Source organism: Acidovorax sacchari (genome assembly GCF_042847045.1).
GTDB classification, from domain to species: domain Bacteria; phylum Pseudomonadota; class Gammaproteobacteria; order Burkholderiales; family Burkholderiaceae_C; genus Paracidovorax; species Paracidovorax sacchari.
Map to the genome: position 1 here is coordinate 2,002,017 of NZ_AP035783.1, position 15,421 is coordinate 2,017,437.

Below are 15,421 nucleotides of genomic sequence, written 5' to 3' on the forward strand. Positions count from 1 at the left end.
ACCCGATCATGCAGGGAACGATTCTCGTGGGAACCGCAGGGCAGGGCATCCTGCGCAGCGCGGACGACGGCGCGAGCTGGCACCGCCTCGGCCTGAAGGAGGCCATCGAATTCGACGGCGTGGTGCGCAGCCTGCTGGTGGACCCGCACGATCCGAACCGGATCTTCGCGGGCGCGGATGCCGGCATCTGCCTGAGCGAGGACGCGGGCGCGCATTTCCGGCGCCTGGAGTCTCCGGCCGACGGCATGCACGTGTGGGCGCTGGCGATCGATCCACGCGACGCGCGCACCATCTATGCGGGCACGGGCGCCCCGTCGCGGGCCGTGATGTTCCGCTCGCTGGACGGCGGCGCGAGCTGGACGCGCCTGCCCATCGAGTTGCCCGAGTTCTGCGCGGGCGTGAACCGCCCCCGCATCCTCGCGATCGCGGTGGACCCGGACGACGGCTCCGTGTGGTTCGGCGTGGAGGAGGGCGGGGCCTGGCAGAGCACGGACCGGGGCGACACCTGGCGGCGCGTGGACGATGCGGACAGCGGCATCGCCAACAGCGACATCCATTGCATCCGCATCCTGCCCGCGGCCGGCGGCCGGCCCAAGACGCACATCATCGCCACGGTCAACTCGGTCTACACGAGCACCGAGGGTCCGGCCGGCCCCTGGGCCGCGGAGAGCTCCGCCGAACGCTTCGACGGCATGTACTACACGCGCATCCTCACGCCGCTGGAGGGCGATCGCGAGGTGCTGCTGGCCGCCATCGGCGACGGCACGCCGGGCACGCGCACTCAGCTCTACCGCTCGCAGGACCGCGGCCGAACCTGGAGCCCGTCGCTGCTGCATGCCGTGCCCAATTCGACGTTCTGGGCGCTGGGCACCCACGCCGCCGATCCCGACCTGGTGTTCGCGGGAACCAAGTACGGCCACCTGTTCCGTTCGATGGACGGGGGCAGGAGCTGGTTCAAGGACTGGCGCGATTTCAGCGAGATCACGGCCGTGGCGTGGACGCCCGTCGCCGCCGCCGTGAAGGCCCACCCGAAGTCCACCCTCGGAGCGAAGCCCCACCATGACTGAAGCCCGAGTCGGGGTGGTGCGCCCCCGCATCCGCCGCACCCACCTGTCGCTGTTCGTGACCGACCCGTTCGCCTCGGCGGCCTGGTACGAGCGCATCCTGGGCATGCAGGAAACCGCCCGGGGCGAGCGCTGGGTGTTCATGAGCTTCGGCCGCAAGCACCACGACATCGCGCTGATCAAGCCCGAGCCGGGGCAGGTGGTGGGAGGCTGTGCGCTGCAGCACTACGGCCTGGAGATCGAGGGCGACATGGACGAACTGCGCCGGCTCTACGGCCAGTTGCTGCGCGCCGGCGTGGAGGTGGTGAAGACCACGGACCACAAGGTGGGCTATGGCCTGTACTTCAACGACCCGGACGGCCACCGCTTCGAGTTCTTTCTGGAGATGGTCCACGACGACGAGGAGGGCAAGCGCGTGCTGCAGGCCCACCACGCGCCCAGCGAGCCGTTCCGGCTGGAGCCTCTATACGACTGACGCGGCCCGCGCCGCCTTCCGTCCTTCCTTCCATTCATTTCCATTCTTTCGACACCATGACCAAGGCTGCCAATTTCAGCGTTTTCCACATCCGCAAGTGGTATCTCCAGATCGAGGACACGCTGGCGGGCGAGACCGGCGCCCCCGCGGACGGCGAACCGCTGCGCAAGATCGTCATCGCCGCGTGCCTCCACAACCCGTTCGCGGGCCGCTACGAGCCGGACCTGTCGTCCTGGATCGATCCGTCCCCGGAGCTGGGCCGCGAGTTCGGCCGGCGCATCCAGGAGGCCGCCGGGGGCCGCGCGATCGAGAGCTACGGCAAGGCGATCGTGGTGGGCATCGACGGCGAGTACGAGCACGGCAACGCGCTGCTCACGAACCCCGCGGCCAATCCCATCCGCGAGGCCATCGGGGGCGGGAAGTCCTGGGTGCCGTCGTCCGGCAAGCGCGGCGGCCCGGGCACGTCCATCGACATCCCGCTCGCGCACAAGGACGCGCTGTACGTGCGCTCGCACTACGACACCGTCACCGCGCAGTTCGCGGACGGTCCCAACCGCGATGAGGTGGTGCTGATCTGGGCCTTCGCCACCCGCGGCCGGCTCAACGCCCGCCTGGGCGGACTGAAGGCCTCGGAAATCCAGGGCCGGGACGGCCTGGTCTGAGGGGGGGGCCATGGAACGGCGCGAACAGGTGATGTCCCTGAGGGGGCTGCGGTTCCACCTCACCGAGTGGGGTGACCCGGCGGCCCGGCCCGTGGTGATGCTGCACGGCATCCGTGGCTATGCCGAGACCTTCGCGGGCCTGGCCGCCGCGTTGCAGCCGGACTTCCGCGTGATCGCCTTCGACCAGCGGGGCCGTGGCCAGACCGACTGGGATCCGGCGGGCGACTACTACACGGACACCTACGTGGCCGACCTGGAGGGCATCGTGGATGCGCTGGGCCTGGCTGCCTTCGACCTGCTGGGCCATTCGATGGGAGGGATGAACGCCATCGTCTATGCGGGCCGGCACCCGGGGCGCGTGCGGCGGCTGGTGATCGAGGATGCCGGCCCGGGGGCCTTCGACGCCAGCGAGGGCGCGACCCGCATCCGCAGGGAGCTGGCCATGACGCCCGCGTCGTTCCCGGACTGGCAGGCGGCGGCGGACTTCATGCGCGCGTTGCGGCCCACGGTGACCGAGGAGGCACGGCTGCAGCGCCTGCAGAGCATGCTCTCGCCGCTGCCGCAGGGCGGCTTCACCTGGCGCTACGACCATGCGGGCATCACCGCGACCCGCCTGCATCCCGATCCCATGCGTGCGGTGGACCTGGAGGCCAGCCTGCGCGCGATCGCGTGCCCCACGCTGGTGGTGCGGGGCGGGCACTCCGACTACCTGCAGCCGGCCATGGCCGAGCGCATGCGCGCGCTGAACCCGCGCGTCGAGGCCATCGAGATCCCGGATGCCGGGCACTACATCCACGACGACCAGCCCGCGCTTTTCGCGCAGGCGGTGGCCGGATTCCTGCGAAGCGCCGCGGCATACGCCCCGGCCTGATTCCCAAAAAGAGAGAGTTCCATGATCCACGAAATCCGGACCTACACCCTGGTGCCTGGCGGCACTCGTGAATACCTGCGCCTGTACAACGAGGCGGGCCGCGAGGTGCAGACCCGCCTGCTGGGCGGGCTGGTGGCGGTGCTCACGCCGGAAAGCGGCGACCTGAACCAGCTCATCTACCACTGGGTCTTCGACAGCTACGACGAGCGCGTGCGCCGTCGCGCGCAGCTGATCGCCGACCCGGCCTTCACCGAATTCCGCAAGTCGGTGCGCCACCTGCTGGTGAGCCAGGACAGCCGGCTGCTCAGCCCGGCCTGAGCGGCCTGGGGCGTGTGTCCACGAAAGGCTGCAAGGCAATGACATTTCCCACTGAAGTCCAGGTCCTCGTCGTCGGCGCGGGACCGGTCGGGGCCACGATCGCGAACCTGCTGGGCGGCTACGGCGTGTCCGTCCTGGCCGTGGACCGCAGTCCGCAGGTGCTCGACTACCCGCGGGCGGTCGGGCTCGACGACGAGGCGCTGCGCACCTTCCAGGCGGCAGGCCTGGCCGAGCGCATGCTGCGCGACATGATCCAGAACGTGCCGATGCGCATGTACACCGCGTCGCGCCGCTGCTTCGCGGAGATCCTGCCCAGCACGCGAGAGTTCGGCTGGTTCCGGCGCAACCTGTTTTCCCAGCCGCTGGGCGAGGCGGTGCTGCGCGAAGGGTTGCAGCGCTTCGCGCACGTGCACCTGCGACTGGAGACGGAACTGCTGGACCTGGAGCAGGACGGGCACGGCGTGACCGCCGTGCTGCGCGACGCGCAAGGCGTGGAGCACCGGGTGCGTGCGCAGTATCTGGTGGGATGCGACGGCGGGCGCAGCCGCGTGCGCGAGGGCATCCTGAAGCTGCCTTTCGAGGGGCGCACCCATCCCGCGAAATGGGTGGTCATCGAGTGCGACCAGGATCCGCTGGACGCGCCCTACACGGCGCTGCATTGCGACCCCGGGCGGCCCTACGTGTGCCTGCGCCTGCCGTACGGCCTGCGGCGCTGGGAGTTCATGCTGTTCCCTGGCGAGGATGGCGAGCAGATGCTGGCCCCGGAAAAGGTGCGCGAACTGCTGGGCCGGCACGTGGCGCATCCCGAGTCGCTGAACGTGATCCGGGCGCGCGTCTACACCCACAACTCGCGGGTCGCGGGATCGTTCGTGGTCGGCCGCGTATGCCTGGCGGGCGACGCGGCGCACATCACCCCGCCATGGATCGGCCAGGGACTGAACGCCGGGCTGCGCGATGCGTTCAACCTGTCGTGGAAGCTTGCCTGGATCCTGCAGGGGCGCCTGCGGCCGGAGCTGCTTTCGAGCTACCACGACGAGCGCCATGCGCATGCCAGGGCGATGATCGACCTCGCGGACCTGTTCGGCGCCATGCTGTCGCAGCGCAACCGTGCCCTGGCCTGGCTGCGCGACCGATTCTTCCTGTCGGTGCGCAACATCCCGCGCGTGCGCGACTACGTGCTGCAGATGAAGTTCAAGCCGATGCCACGCTTCACGCGGGGCATCGTGCAGGACAGTGGGGACGCGCGCCGCGACGAGGCGGTCGGCCGCATGTTCATCCAGCCTGTGGTGGAGTGCGCGCCCGGCCGCCACCAGCGGCTGGACGACGTGGTCGGCCCGCGCTTCGCCGTGCTGAGCTGGTGCGAGGATGCGCTGGCCGGTGCGCCCGAAGGCCTGCTGGCACAACTGGAGCGGCTGGGCTGCGGGCGCTACGTGGCCGTGCGCTCGCGCGGCGCCGCGGCGGATGCCTGCGCGCCGGACCGCGGGGGGCGCATCGAGGACGTGGAGAACACGCTGCATTTCTGGTTCCAGGACCGGGGCGTGGACTGGGTGCTGATCCGTCCCGACCGATTCGTGGCGGCCGCGGGCCGCCGGGGCGATGCGGCAGTGCAACTCGCCGCCTTCTGCGATGCCGTGCTTCCGCCCGGGATGTCCCGGGTGGCCGGGGCGCGGGCGGGCGCCGCTTCGCAGACCATGCTTCACCCCGGGGCAGAGCCGGCCCTGACGGCATGACGGAGTCCGCGATGTACCCCGAGCTTTCCCTGTTCATCGGCGGCTGCTTCCAGGGCGGCGGTGCCGGGCAGCCCGTGCACGACCCGGCCACGCTCGACGTGCTGGGGCACCTGCCCTGGGCCGGGCCCGCCGAGGTCGAGGCGGCGATCGAGGCCGCGCACCGCGCCTTCCCTGCCTGGCGCGACAGCTCGCCCCTGGAGCGCTCCGCCGTGCTGCGCAAGGCCGCCGACCTCGCGCGGGAGCGCGCCCAGGACATCGGGCATGGCATCACGCTGGACAACGGCAAGCCCCTGCCCGAGGCGGTGGCCGAAGTGCTCAATGCCGCGGAGCACCTGGAGTGGCACGCGGAGGAATGCCGGCGCATCTACGGCCGCGTGGTGCCGTCCCGCCATCCGTCGGTGCGGCAGTGGGTGGTGCGCGAACCCGCAGGAGTGGTGGCCGCATTCAGCCCCTGGAACTTTCCGTTCGGGCAGGCGGCCAAGAAACTGGCCGCCGCGCTGGGTGCGGGCTGCACGGTGGTCCTCAAGGGGCCCGAGGAATCGCCCAGCGCCATTGTCGCGCTGGCGCGGCTGTTCCACGACGCGGGGCTGCCCCCGGGCGCGCTCAATCTGGTCTGGGGCGTGCCGGCGGACATCTCCCGCCAACTGATCGAATCGCCGTGCGTGCGGGTGGTGTCGTTCACGGGCTCGGTGCCCGTGGGCAGGCAGATCGCCGCGCTGGCCGGAACCCACCTCAAGCGCACCACGATGGAACTGGGCGGCCATGCCCCCGTGCTGGTGTTCGACGACGCCGACGTGGACCAGGCCGCCGCCGCGCTGGCGCGCATGAAGGTGCGCAACGCCGGGCAGGTGTGCGTGTCGCCCTCGCGCTTTTTCGTGCAATCCGGCATCTACGGCCGCTTTGCGGAGCGCTTCATCGAAGCGCTGGGCGCGGTGAAGATGGGCTCCGGCCTGGAGGAGGGCGTGCAGATGGGGCCGCTCATCCATGCGCGCCGGCTGCAGGCGGTGCAGGGCCTGGTGGACGACGCCGTCGGTGCGGGCGCGAGGGCGTCCACCGGCGGGCAGCGCGTGCGTGGGCGGGGCCATTTCCTGGCGCCTACCGTGCTGCAGGACGTGCCCCCGGGTGCACGCATTCTGCGGGAAGAGCCGTTCGGTCCCCTGGCGGTGCTCGCGCGCTTCGACACCGTGGACGAAGCGTTGCGCCAGGCCAATGCGCTGCCTTTCGGGCTGGCGTCGTACGTCTTCACGCAATCGCTGCCGGTATCCACGCGCGTGGCCCGCGGGCTGGAGGCCGGGATGGTCAACATCAACCATTCCGGCATGGCCCATCCCGAGCTGCCCTTCGGCGGCGTGAAGGACAGCGGCTTCGGAAGCGAGGGCGGCACGGAGTCCTTCGACAGCTTTCTCGTGACCAAGATGGTCACCCAACTCTGAACCGGCCCGGTACGGCCTTCTTTATGCTGAATCTGCAAGATCCTTCCCTGCTGCGCGACCGCTGCTTCGTGGACGGCCGCTGGACCGCCAGCGAGCGCACCCTGGCCGTGGCCGACCCCGCCACCGGCGCCACCGTGGCCCATGTGCCCCGCATGGGCGCTCCGGAAACGCGCGAGGCCATCGAGGCGGCGCACCGCGCGTTGCCCGCGTGGCGCGCGCGCACGGCCGGCGAGCGCGCCGCGCTGCTCGCGCGCTGGCATGCGCTGGTGCTGGCGAACCAGGACGACCTCGCACGCATCATGACCGCGGAGCAGGGCAAGCCCCTGGCCGAGGCGCGCGGCGAGATCGGCTATGCGGCCTCCTTCATCCAGTGGTTCGCCGAGGAGGCGAAGCGGGTCTATGGCGAGACCGTTCCTGCCCCCGTGGCGTCGCAGCGCATCGTCGTGGTCCGGGAGCCCGTGGGCGTGTGTGCCGCCATCACGCCGTGGAATTTCCCGGCTGCGATGATCACCCGCAAGGCCGGGCCGGCCCTGGCGGCCGGCTGCACCATGGTCGTGAAGCCCGCCAGCCAGACGCCGCTCACCGCGCTCGCGCTGGTGGCGCTGGCCGAGCGCGCGGGCATTCCGCCGGGCGTGCTGTCGGTGGTCACCGGACCGGCCCGGGAGGTCGGCACCGAGCTGGCGACGAATCCGCTCGTGCGCAAGCTGAGCTTCACCGGCTCCACCGAAGTGGGCCGGCAGCTGATGCAGCAGACGGCGGCGACCGTGAAGAAGGTATCGATGGAACTGGGCGGGAATGCGCCCTTCATCGTGTTCGACGATGCCGACCTGGACGCCGCGGTGGAGGGCGCGCTGGTCTCGAAGTTCCGCAATGCCGGCCAGACCTGCGTGTGCGCCAACCGGCTCTACGTGCACGCGCGCGTGTACGACGCGTTCGCTCGCAAGCTCGTGGAAGCCCTGCGGGCGCTGCGTGTCGGCCCGGGCGCCGAAGAGGGCGTGCGGATCGGCCCGCTGATCGACGAGGCCGCGGTGCGCAAGGTGGAGGAGCACATCGCGGACGCCGTCGCCGGCGGCGCGCAGGTGGCCCTGGGCGGGCGGCGCCATGCACTGGGTCGCAGCTTCTTCGAGCCGACGGTGCTCACGGGCGTGACGCAGGGCATGCGCGTGGCGCGCGAGGAAACCTTCGGGCCGCTGGCGCCGCTGTTCCGCTTCGAGACCGAGGACGAGGTGGTGGCGATGGCCAACGACACCGAGTTCGGACTGGCGAGCTATTTCTACGCCCGCGATATCGGCCGCGCATGGCGCGTGGCCGAGCGCCTGGAGTACGGCATGGTGGGCGTGAACACGGGAATGATCTCCAACGAGGTGGCTCCGTTCGGCGGCATCAAGCAGTCCGGCCTGGGGCGCGAGGGCTCGCGCCACGGCATGGACGATTACCTCACCCTCAAGTACATCAACATGGCCGGCATCTGATCCGGCCGAGCGCGATCCCTTTCCCCCAGAACCAGGAGTCTTCCATGTCCCAATCCCTCCAGCCCCGGCAGCCCGACCACCCGATCCACAGCGTGTTCACCGACCGGTGGTCGCCCCGCGCCTTCACCGGCGAGTCCATTCCCGAGCCCGCCTTGCTGGCCCTGCTCGAGGCCGCCCGCTGGGCGCCGTCGGCCTACAACGCCCAGCCCTGGCGGTTCATCTACGCCCGGCGCGATACGGCCAACTGGGATCCCATCTTCCAGGGACTGGAGCCCTTCAACCAGGGGTGGGCCCAGCGGGCCGGGGCCCTGGTGGTGATCGCCTCGGCCGAGCAGGCCGTGTTCCCGGGCGAGTCCGCGCCCGCGCCCAACGCCTGGCATGCCTTCGATGCGGGCGCTGCCTGGGCCAGCCTCGCGCTGCAGGCGACGCTGTCGGGCTGGTCGGCGCATGCCATGGCCGGCTTCGATGCCGGCGCCGTGCGGCAGGCCGCATCCGTCCCCGAGGGCCATGCGATCCACGCCGTGGTGGCGATCGGCCGCCGTGGCGACAAGGGCGTGCTGCCCGAGGGACTTCAGTCGCGCGAGTCGCCCAACGGCCGCCTGCCACTCGCGCAACTGGCCTCGGAAGGTCGCTTTCCTGCAGGGGCCTCGGGCGCCTGACGGCCCGAAGGCGGTCTCCCTGCCCGGTCCACGGACTGCCCGTGGTGCCGTGCCCGGCGCCGCGGGCTTTCCTTTGCCTGCGTGGCGTCAGCGGGCGGTGGCGCTCGGCGCGACCGGCCCCTGCCGCGAATAGAACACATCCGGCCGGTCCGGCGTGCCCGCACCGGCCACCACGCTGGTCAGGGCCAGCCGGTCCGGCCGGACTTCGGTGGAGAAGGTGGCGCCGCCGTCGGTGCTGCGCAGCACCAGGCCGTCCAGGCCCGCGCCCACGACAGTGCTGCCCCGGGCCTGCAGCGCGGTGATGGAGGACTGGCTGTGCGTTTCCACGCGCTGCCAGGTGCGGCCGTCGTCGCCGCTGCGGTAGAGGGAGCCGCGCAGCCCGGCGGCCAGCAGCGTGCCGTCCGGCGTGGCCGCTCCGGTCCAGAACGAACCCTGGTACCCCGTGGGCAGGTAGGCCCAGCTCCGGCCCTGGTCGTCCGAACGCAGTACCGTGCCTTTCTCGGCGGCGGCAAAGAGCCGGCCACGGGTGTCCGCGAACAGGCCCAGCAGGTTCAGGTCGGCCTTGCGGGCACCGTCCGGCGGAGGCAGTTCCACCTTGTGCCAGGTCGCGCCCCCATCGTCCGTGGTCAGCACCAGCGACCACAGGCCGACCGCCACGCCGTGTGCGGCGTCGAAGAAGTGCATGGCGAAGAGCGGGCGGTCCTCGTGCAGATCCTCGCGCTGCAGGCTCCAGGTTTCGCCACCGTCCGCGGTGTGCAGGATCACGCCGGCGTGGCCCGCGGCCCAGCCGTTGTGCGCGTCCGCGAAAGCCACGGACGTCAGTGTCACGTCCACGGGCACCGAACGGGCCTGGCGGTGGGTGCGGCCGCCATCGTCGGACAGCAGCACCACGCCGTGGTCGCCGACCGCCACCAGCCGGGAGCCCGCCAGGGCGCTGCCCAGCACCATGGCCTGGGCGACATAGGGAACCTGCCGCGCCGCAGAGATGGCCGGCACGGGAGCGGAGCCCGTGGCGGGCACGGGCTGGGCGAGTACGGCTCCCTGAAGGCACAGGGCCGCAGACAGCAGGAGGGGAGGAATGCTGGGGCGCATGGGGCGGGTCCTGGGAAGGGGCGGATCAGTCGTGCTGCAGCCCGGTGGCCTGCACGGGCTTGCGGCGGGGGAAGAGGCGTTCCAGCCAGACGGCGACCGCCGGCAGGGCCGTCATGGCCATCACCATGTTCACCATGAACATGAAGGCCAGCAGCTTGCCCATGTCCGCCTGGAACTTCAGCTGCGAGAACGACCAGGTCGCCACGCCGACGGCCAGCGTGATGGCCGTGAAGATGGTCGCCGTGCCGACCTCGAGGATGGCGGATTCCACGGCCTTGACGATGCTCTGGCCGTGGGCGAGGTGCATCAGCAGCCGGTTGTAGATGTAGAAGGCGTAGTCCACGCCGATGCCCACCGCCAGCACCATCACCGGCAGCGTGGCCACGGTCAGGCCGATCTCCAGCTCCTTCATGAACCAGTAGCCGATGAAGGTGCCCACGGTGAGCGGCAGGCAGCAGGCCACGACGGCGCGCAGGTCGCGATAGACCGAAAACACCAGCACGATGATGGCGGCATACACGTAGAGCATCATCGGCAACTCGCTCTTTTCCACCTCGTCGTCGATCGCCGCCAGCACGCCGGCGTTGCCCGAGGCGAGGCGGATGGCGATGCCGTCCTGCCTGTCGCTTTCCCGGAAACGCTTCACGGCGTCGATCACGCGCTGGATGGTGGCCGCCTTGTGGTCGGTCAGGAAAAGGTGGACCGCCGTCATGCTGCAGTCCTTGCGCATCATGCCGGGCAGGCGGGCGATCTCGGTGGACAGGGCCGCGTAGTTGCCGGGGTCCAGCGGGATCACCGCCATCTTCGGGTTGCCTTCGTTGTAGCCCTCGTTGTAGAGCCGCAGCTGCCCCGCGTACGATGCCACGGAGAGCACGCCCTCCACCGGCTGCATGGCCCAGGTGAAGCGGTCCTGGTAGAGCCCGACATTGACGTTGCCGCAGCTGTCGGGCGGCGCCTCAAAGACCACGGTCAGCCAGTCCAGGCCTGTGTCGTAGCTGCCTGAGATGGCGACCGCGTCGCGGTTGAAGCGCGAGTCCGCGCGCAGCTCCGGCGCGCCGGGCTGCAGCGTGCCCACCACCCGGTCGCGGCTTTGCCAGACGGCGGCGGCGAAGACCACGGCCGTGGCCGCCAGCACCAGCAGGGCGTTGCGCGGCTCCGCGACGCGGGCGAGCACGCGCAGCCAGCCCGAGCGCCGCTCGCGCTGCACCAGCGCCGCGTCGGCGTAGCGCTTGCCGATGTCGAAATACGAGGCCGCCACCGGCAGCATCACGAGATTGGTGACGATCTTGTAGGCGACCCCCAGCGAGGCGGTGATCGCCAGTTCGCGCACCATCGGTATCGGGATGAGCAGCAGGGTGACGAACGATACGAAGGCGGTCACCAGCGCCAGCGAGCCCGGAATCAGCAGGCCGGTGAAGCTGTCGCGGCAGGCGTCGTAGTTGGAGCGGCCGTGCGATATCTGCCGCACGATGAAGTTGATCTGCTGCACGCCGTGCGATACGCCGATGGCGAACACCAGGAAGGGCACGAGCACGCCGAGCGGATCCAGGCCGAAGCCGATCAGCTTGAGCGTGCCGAACTGCCACACCAGCGAGGTGAGAGAGCACACGATCGGCAGCAGCGTGAAGCGCACCGAGCGGCAGTACCAGTACACCGCCAGTGCCGTCAGCACCAGGGCGACGGCGCAGAACTTCAGTACCGAGCGCGCGCCGTCGGCGATGTCGCCGATCTGCTTGGCGAAGCCGATGATCTGGATCTCGAAATCCGCATCCTCGAACTTCGCGCGGATCCGCTCTTCCAGCAGGTGGTTGTAGGCCACGTAGTCCAGCTTCGTGTTGTCGGCGCCCACCTCCAGCAGCTCGGCGGTGACCATGGCGCTCGTCTCGTCGCGCGAGACCAGCGTCCCCACGAATCCGCCCTGCGAGGCGGCGCGGCGGATGCCGACGATGGAGTCGGGCGTGAGCTGTCCGGGCGTGATGGTGCTGTCGATCAGCGGGTCGGCCCGGAAACCTTCCTCGGTGATCTCGTTGACGAAGCTGTTGGGCGTCCAGACGGAGCGCACGCCCAGCCGCTCGACGTTGGGCAGGTAGCCGACCGCCTGGGTGACCTCGTACACGCGCTGCAGCGCGGCGGGCGTCCAGATGCTGCCGTGCCGTGCCTTCACCACGATGTTCAGCCGGTTGGCGCCGAGCACGTCGTTGCGGTATTCCTTGAAGGTCTCGATGTACTCGTGCCCCACGGGCATCTGCTTCTCGAAGCCCGCGTCCATGCGCAACTGGACCGCGAACCAGGCCATCACTGCGGTGAAGAGCACCAGCGCGGCGAGCAGCGCCGTCCGGTGGCGGAAGACGATCTTTTCGACGCGCTGCACGGCGCGGACGAGGGTGGACCGGGGAGGGCGGGCGGAATCGGGCACGGGCGGCTTTCGGCAGGCAGTCGGGGGCGGAGGTGCGGGAGGGGCGCAGGGCGCATCGGGCGGCACGGCCTGCAGCGCCATGCCGCCCTCGCGTCAGAAGTTCCGCGACAGGGTGAAGCCCAGGTAGTTGCGGTCGCGCAGCGGCTGGTCGAACACCCGCTTGCCGCCGAAGAAGGCCGCGTAGTTGATCGACGCCTGCCACTTGGCGGGGTTCTGCACGAAGCTCACCGTGAGGTTGACCGACTTCGCGCCCTCCATGAGCTGCCCGGCCGCGTTGGGCGTGCGGCCCTTGACGGCCTGGAAGTAGTAGATTTCGGGGATCACCTGCCAGCCGGGGATGACCGTGCCGTCGTACACCCAGCTGAAGTCCAGGTTGTAGCCCCACGCCGTTTTCGAGCCCACGGGCGAGGGCGACGCCCCCGCGTTGAACTCCTGCCCCCAGCCCCAGGAGCCTGCGGAAATCGGGTCGGCGCCGTAGAACTGCTTCAGGTGCGGGTAGCGCACCACCACGGTTTCCGCCATCAGGGTGGCGGTGCTGGCGCCCAGCAGGTCCAGCAGCCACTGGCCGTTGCTGGGCGTGACACTGTAGAGGCCGGTCAGGTGCCACTGGAACTTCTTCTCGTCCACCCAGCAGTTGCCACCCTGGGAGGCGCATCCGGTGGCGGCGGAGTTCAGCGACACCGCGTCGCGCGGCCGGTAGGACAGCTCGGTGCCGACGGACCAGTCGCCCACGGGCATGTTCGCGCTCACGCCGTAAAGCCGGCGGTTCTCCGCGAACGTCCAGCCCGCGCGGCCCGTGCCATTCACGTTGCTGCTGAAATTGGCCCCCTTGTCCTGGTAGTTCAGCACGTAGGCGCCGAGGTTCAGCGAAGTGTCTTCCGGCTGGTAGCGCAGGGCCACGCCCCACTGCCCGCTGTTCTTCGGCTTGGCCTCGACGAGCCCGTAGGTGTCGTGGCCCTTGCCGAGGCCGTTGGCGGTGGACCAGTAGCTGCCCGTGGGAGGCATGTAGTTGCCGTTCCAGTGCGTCTGCACGTAGGCCTCGAAGTTGAGTCCATGGCCCAGTCCGCTGGCGACGCTCACCATCGGCGCGGGCAGCAGCACCTCCTTGAGCTGGGTGCCGGGTTGAGAGGCTCGCATCACGTCCACCGCGTTCGTGCTGTTGATGCCGCCGGACAGGAACAGGCTTTCGCCCCAGTTGATCACCTGGTTGCCGATGCGCACGCGCGCGCGCTGCTCGCCGATGTCGAAGGATTTGCTCACCCACAGGTCCAGCAGGCGTGCCTTGAACCGCAGGTCGCGGCGCGCGTCCGGCGCCAGGCCGTCCCGCAGGCCGGAAGGCGCGCCCGCCGCCAGGTAGCCGGTCGTGTCCGACGCGGTGAAATCCTTGATCCAGTTCACCCGACCGAGAAAGGTGATGTCGGACGGCAGCTTCAGCAGCAGTTCGTGGCTGCCCTTGAGATAGGTGGTGAAGGTATCGCCCTTGGCGTAGTTCAGGTTGCCCTGGTCCCCCAGGGCCGATGTGGGCGCCAGGCACCCCGCAGGGGCGCCGTCGCCGGTGGCGCCGGCGTTGACGAGGGTGCAGGCCGGGTCCTTCATGCGGATACCGGTGCCGACGGTGACCGTCGAGTCGAAGCTTCCGCGGATGTTCTCCGTCTCGAAGGTCATGGCGTCCGCGCCGGTGCCGAGCAGCGCGGCAGCGGCCAGCGCAGTCGTGCGCAGGTGCAGGGAATGCTTGGAGGTCGTCATCCTGTTCTCCTGGATCGGGGCGTGCAGGCCTCAGCGCTCGCTGATGGCGCGGAGGTTGTCGGAGGTGTAGAAGCTGGACTTGAACCGCGGGCCGGTGGGCTCGGTGAACCAGCGGATGTCCTTGCCGACGCCGACCGTATGGGTGTCGAAGACGTAGCGCCCTTCGGCCAGGTTGTTCTGCACCATGGCCATCACGTCGCAGCTGCCGGTCTCGTAAACGGGAATCAGGAAGCCTTCTCGCATCTTGGCCAGCTTGTTCTGGCCGTCGAAGTCATCCATCAGCACCGGGGCCCAGCTGTCCTCGTCGAGATAGATGGTGCGCTTCGGCGCGGAGTGGCGCATGCCGGATTTCACCGTCGCCTCGATCACCCACACGCGGTGCAGTTCGTAGCGCCGATGCGTTTGCGCGATGAAGTCCGGTCTGGCGACGTCCTCGAACCTCGCCTTGAAGTCGAACGCGCCGAACGCGTTGTAGGGCACGTACATTTCCTTCTTGCCGACCAGCTTCCAGTCGAAGCGGTCCAGCGCGCCGTTGAACACCTGGGGCTCGTCCAGCGTGTACTGGTTCTCCATGCCGATCTGCGGCGCGTCATGCGAATAGGTGGGCATGCGCCGCACGCGCCGCTGGCCGGGGAAGTAGTAGAAGGTCTCGTTCTCCGCCTGGTTGATGTACTGCGTGATCGCCAGGGCCTGGCCGGCCAGCGCCGCGGGCGCCACGTAGCCGAAATACACGTAGAACTCCACGGGCGGCAGCGAGGAAAGCTGCGTGGAGCCCTTCGCGCCGGAGGGGATGAACACGGTCTGTTCCGAATCGGCGCGGATCCATTCGGTGCTGCCGCGCCGCGGCGACACCGCGGTGATCGTGCCCTTGTAGTCGATGCCCACGCCGCGGTAGCGCATCTTGGAGTTCCACATCGCCTCCACGCCGGAGGAGGGGATGGGGAACGGGTAGCCGGGCACGGTGGCCTCCTTCAGGCTCCAGCCGTCGTCGTTGAGCTTCGCGGTGCCCAGGTTCTTGCGGGTGTTGGCGGCGACGAAATCCGGCACGCCGCAGGTGCGGTGCGACGGATACACGTCCATCCGGTAGTCCTTGCGCTGCCTGAGCATGGCCAACTGGCCGGCGCTGAGCCTGTCGGCGTACTTGTCCGCGTTGGATGCGTCGATGGTCAGCAGCGGCTTTTCATCCTTGTGCTTCCAGTAGTCCACGCGCAGCTTGCCCCATTCCCAGCCGGCCTGCGGGGCTTCGGCGCCCTGCCATGCGGGAATGGAACCGTCCTTGTTGCCCTCCTTTTCCGCGCCGGACGGCGTGAGCTTGTCCAGTTGGGCGAGGTCGGCCGCCGCGGCAGCAAGGGGGGGCGCGAGCAACTGGGCCGCGAGGACGGCCGCGCAGGTGGCGCGGGAGAGCGGGAAGCGGGGTGGGTTCTCGTGGAACATGGAAATCTCCGTTGATGGCTGTGTTCGATCGGTGATGGCGTGCGGTGGC

General features: G+C 69.8%; 13 protein-coding genes. 9 read left to right on the top strand and 4 right to left on the bottom strand.

Translation table 11 applies throughout. The annotated features are described in order from the left end of the window. Positions 1-8: 8 nt before the first annotated feature. The 9 genes from ACGHC0_RS09095 to ACGHC0_RS09135 are packed head-to-tail and all read left to right on the top strand — an operon-like array spanning position 9 to position 8,684. Positions 9-1,067: a WD40/YVTN/BNR-like repeat-containing protein gene (locus tag ACGHC0_RS09095; protein ID WP_415268015.1), complete on the top strand. Its 1,059-nt coding sequence runs from the start codon at positions 9-11 to the stop codon at positions 1,065-1,067. Further along, complete coding sequence (locus ACGHC0_RS09100) at positions 1,060-1,539, top strand: VOC family protein (RefSeq protein ID WP_368354916.1); 480 nt, start codon at positions 1,060-1,062, stop codon at positions 1,537-1,539. The genes ACGHC0_RS09095 and ACGHC0_RS09100 overlap by 8 nt, the downstream gene beginning before the upstream one ends. A gap of 56 nt (positions 1,540-1,595) precedes the next feature. Next, positions 1,596-2,201 (top strand): amino acid synthesis family protein, encoded by a 606-nt coding sequence (locus ACGHC0_RS09105; RefSeq protein ID WP_368354917.1) that lies wholly within the window; start codon positions 1,596-1,598, stop codon positions 2,199-2,201. A gap of 10 nt (positions 2,202-2,211) precedes the next feature. After that, positions 2,212-3,072: an alpha/beta fold hydrolase gene (locus ACGHC0_RS09110; RefSeq protein WP_415268016.1), complete on the top strand. Its 861-nt coding sequence runs from the start codon at positions 2,212-2,214 to the stop codon at positions 3,070-3,072. 21 nt (positions 3,073-3,093) lie between these two features. Next, the gene (locus tag ACGHC0_RS09115) at positions 3,094-3,390 is read left to right on the top strand and encodes an NIPSNAP family protein (RefSeq protein ID WP_368354919.1); all 297 of its coding nucleotides are present in this window, start codon (positions 3,094-3,096) and stop codon (positions 3,388-3,390) included. Positions 3,391-3,428: 38 nt separating this feature from the next. Beyond that, the gene (locus ACGHC0_RS09120; protein WP_415268017.1) at positions 3,429-5,120 is read left to right on the top strand and encodes a bifunctional 3-(3-hydroxy-phenyl)propionate/3-hydroxycinnamic acid hydroxylase; all 1,692 of its coding nucleotides are present in this window, start codon (positions 3,429-3,431) and stop codon (positions 5,118-5,120) included. 11 nt (positions 5,121-5,131) lie between these two features. Next, the gene (locus ACGHC0_RS09125) at positions 5,132-6,553 is read left to right on the top strand and encodes an NAD-dependent succinate-semialdehyde dehydrogenase (protein WP_415268394.1); all 1,422 of its coding nucleotides are present in this window, start codon (positions 5,132-5,134) and stop codon (positions 6,551-6,553) included. Positions 6,554-6,576: 23 nt separating this feature from the next. Further along, positions 6,577-8,025: an NAD-dependent succinate-semialdehyde dehydrogenase gene (locus ACGHC0_RS09130; RefSeq protein WP_415268018.1), complete on the top strand. Its 1,449-nt coding sequence runs from the start codon at positions 6,577-6,579 to the stop codon at positions 8,023-8,025. 44 nt (positions 8,026-8,069) lie between these two features. Next, on the top strand, positions 8,070-8,684 hold the full coding sequence (locus ACGHC0_RS09135; RefSeq protein ID WP_415268019.1) for a nitroreductase family protein: 615 nt from the start codon (positions 8,070-8,072) through the stop codon (positions 8,682-8,684). An 87-nt stretch (positions 8,685-8,771) separates the two neighbouring features. Here the strand turns inward: ACGHC0_RS09135 and ACGHC0_RS09140 are convergent, their stop codons facing one another. The 4 genes from ACGHC0_RS09140 to ACGHC0_RS09155 form a co-directional block, all read right to left on the bottom strand. Beyond that, positions 8,772-9,776: a WD40/YVTN/BNR-like repeat-containing protein gene (locus ACGHC0_RS09140; RefSeq protein WP_415268020.1), complete on the bottom strand. Its 1,005-nt coding sequence runs from the start codon at positions 9,774-9,776 to the stop codon at positions 8,772-8,774. 25 nt (positions 9,777-9,801) lie between these two features. Next, complete coding sequence (locus ACGHC0_RS09145; RefSeq protein ID WP_415268021.1) at positions 9,802-12,147, bottom strand: RND family transporter; 2,346 nt, start codon at positions 12,145-12,147, stop codon at positions 9,802-9,804. 138 nt (positions 12,148-12,285) lie between these two features. Then, positions 12,286-13,938: a DUF1302 domain-containing protein gene (locus ACGHC0_RS09150; protein WP_415268022.1), complete on the bottom strand. Its 1,653-nt coding sequence runs from the start codon at positions 13,936-13,938 to the stop codon at positions 12,286-12,288. A gap of 30 nt (positions 13,939-13,968) precedes the next feature. Next, positions 13,969-15,372 carry a DUF1329 domain-containing protein gene (locus tag ACGHC0_RS09155; RefSeq protein ID WP_368354927.1) on the bottom strand — a complete coding sequence of 468 codons (1,404 nt, stop codon included), beginning with the start codon at positions 15,370-15,372 and terminating at the stop codon, positions 13,969-13,971. Positions 15,373-15,421 lie beyond the last annotated feature (49 nt).

What these genes read in the sequence shown, in the direction of transcription:
- ACGHC0_RS09150 (WP_415268022.1), bottom strand. Translation starts at nt 13,938, where the DNA reads ATGACGACCTCCAAGCATTCCCTGCACCTGCGCACGACTGCGCTGGCC.
- ACGHC0_RS09095 (WP_415268015.1), top strand. Translation starts at nt 9, where the DNA reads ATGCAGGGAACGATTCTCGTGGGAACCGCAGGGCAGGGCATCCTGCGC.
- ACGHC0_RS09110 (WP_415268016.1), top strand. Translation starts at nt 2,212, where the DNA reads ATGGAACGGCGCGAACAGGTGATGTCCCTGAGGGGGCTGCGGTTCCAC.
- ACGHC0_RS09155 (WP_368354927.1), bottom strand. Translation starts at nt 15,372, where the DNA reads ATGTTCCACGAGAACCCACCCCGCTTCCCGCTCTCCCGCGCCACCTGC.
- ACGHC0_RS09135 (WP_415268019.1), top strand. Translation starts at nt 8,070, where the DNA reads ATGTCCCAATCCCTCCAGCCCCGGCAGCCCGACCACCCGATCCACAGC.
- ACGHC0_RS09130 (WP_415268018.1), top strand. Translation starts at nt 6,577, where the DNA reads ATGCTGAATCTGCAAGATCCTTCCCTGCTGCGCGACCGCTGCTTCGTG.
- ACGHC0_RS09100 (WP_368354916.1), top strand. Translation starts at nt 1,060, where the DNA reads ATGACTGAAGCCCGAGTCGGGGTGGTGCGCCCCCGCATCCGCCGCACC.
- ACGHC0_RS09140 (WP_415268020.1), bottom strand. Translation starts at nt 9,776, where the DNA reads ATGCGCCCCAGCATTCCTCCCCTCCTGCTGTCTGCGGCCCTGTGCCTT.
- ACGHC0_RS09115 (WP_368354919.1), top strand. Translation starts at nt 3,094, where the DNA reads ATGATCCACGAAATCCGGACCTACACCCTGGTGCCTGGCGGCACTCGT.
- ACGHC0_RS09105 (WP_368354917.1), top strand. Translation starts at nt 1,596, where the DNA reads ATGACCAAGGCTGCCAATTTCAGCGTTTTCCACATCCGCAAGTGGTAT.
- ACGHC0_RS09120 (WP_415268017.1), top strand. Translation starts at nt 3,429, where the DNA reads ATGACATTTCCCACTGAAGTCCAGGTCCTCGTCGTCGGCGCGGGACCG.
- ACGHC0_RS09125 (WP_415268394.1), top strand. Translation starts at nt 5,132, where the DNA reads ATGTACCCCGAGCTTTCCCTGTTCATCGGCGGCTGCTTCCAGGGCGGC.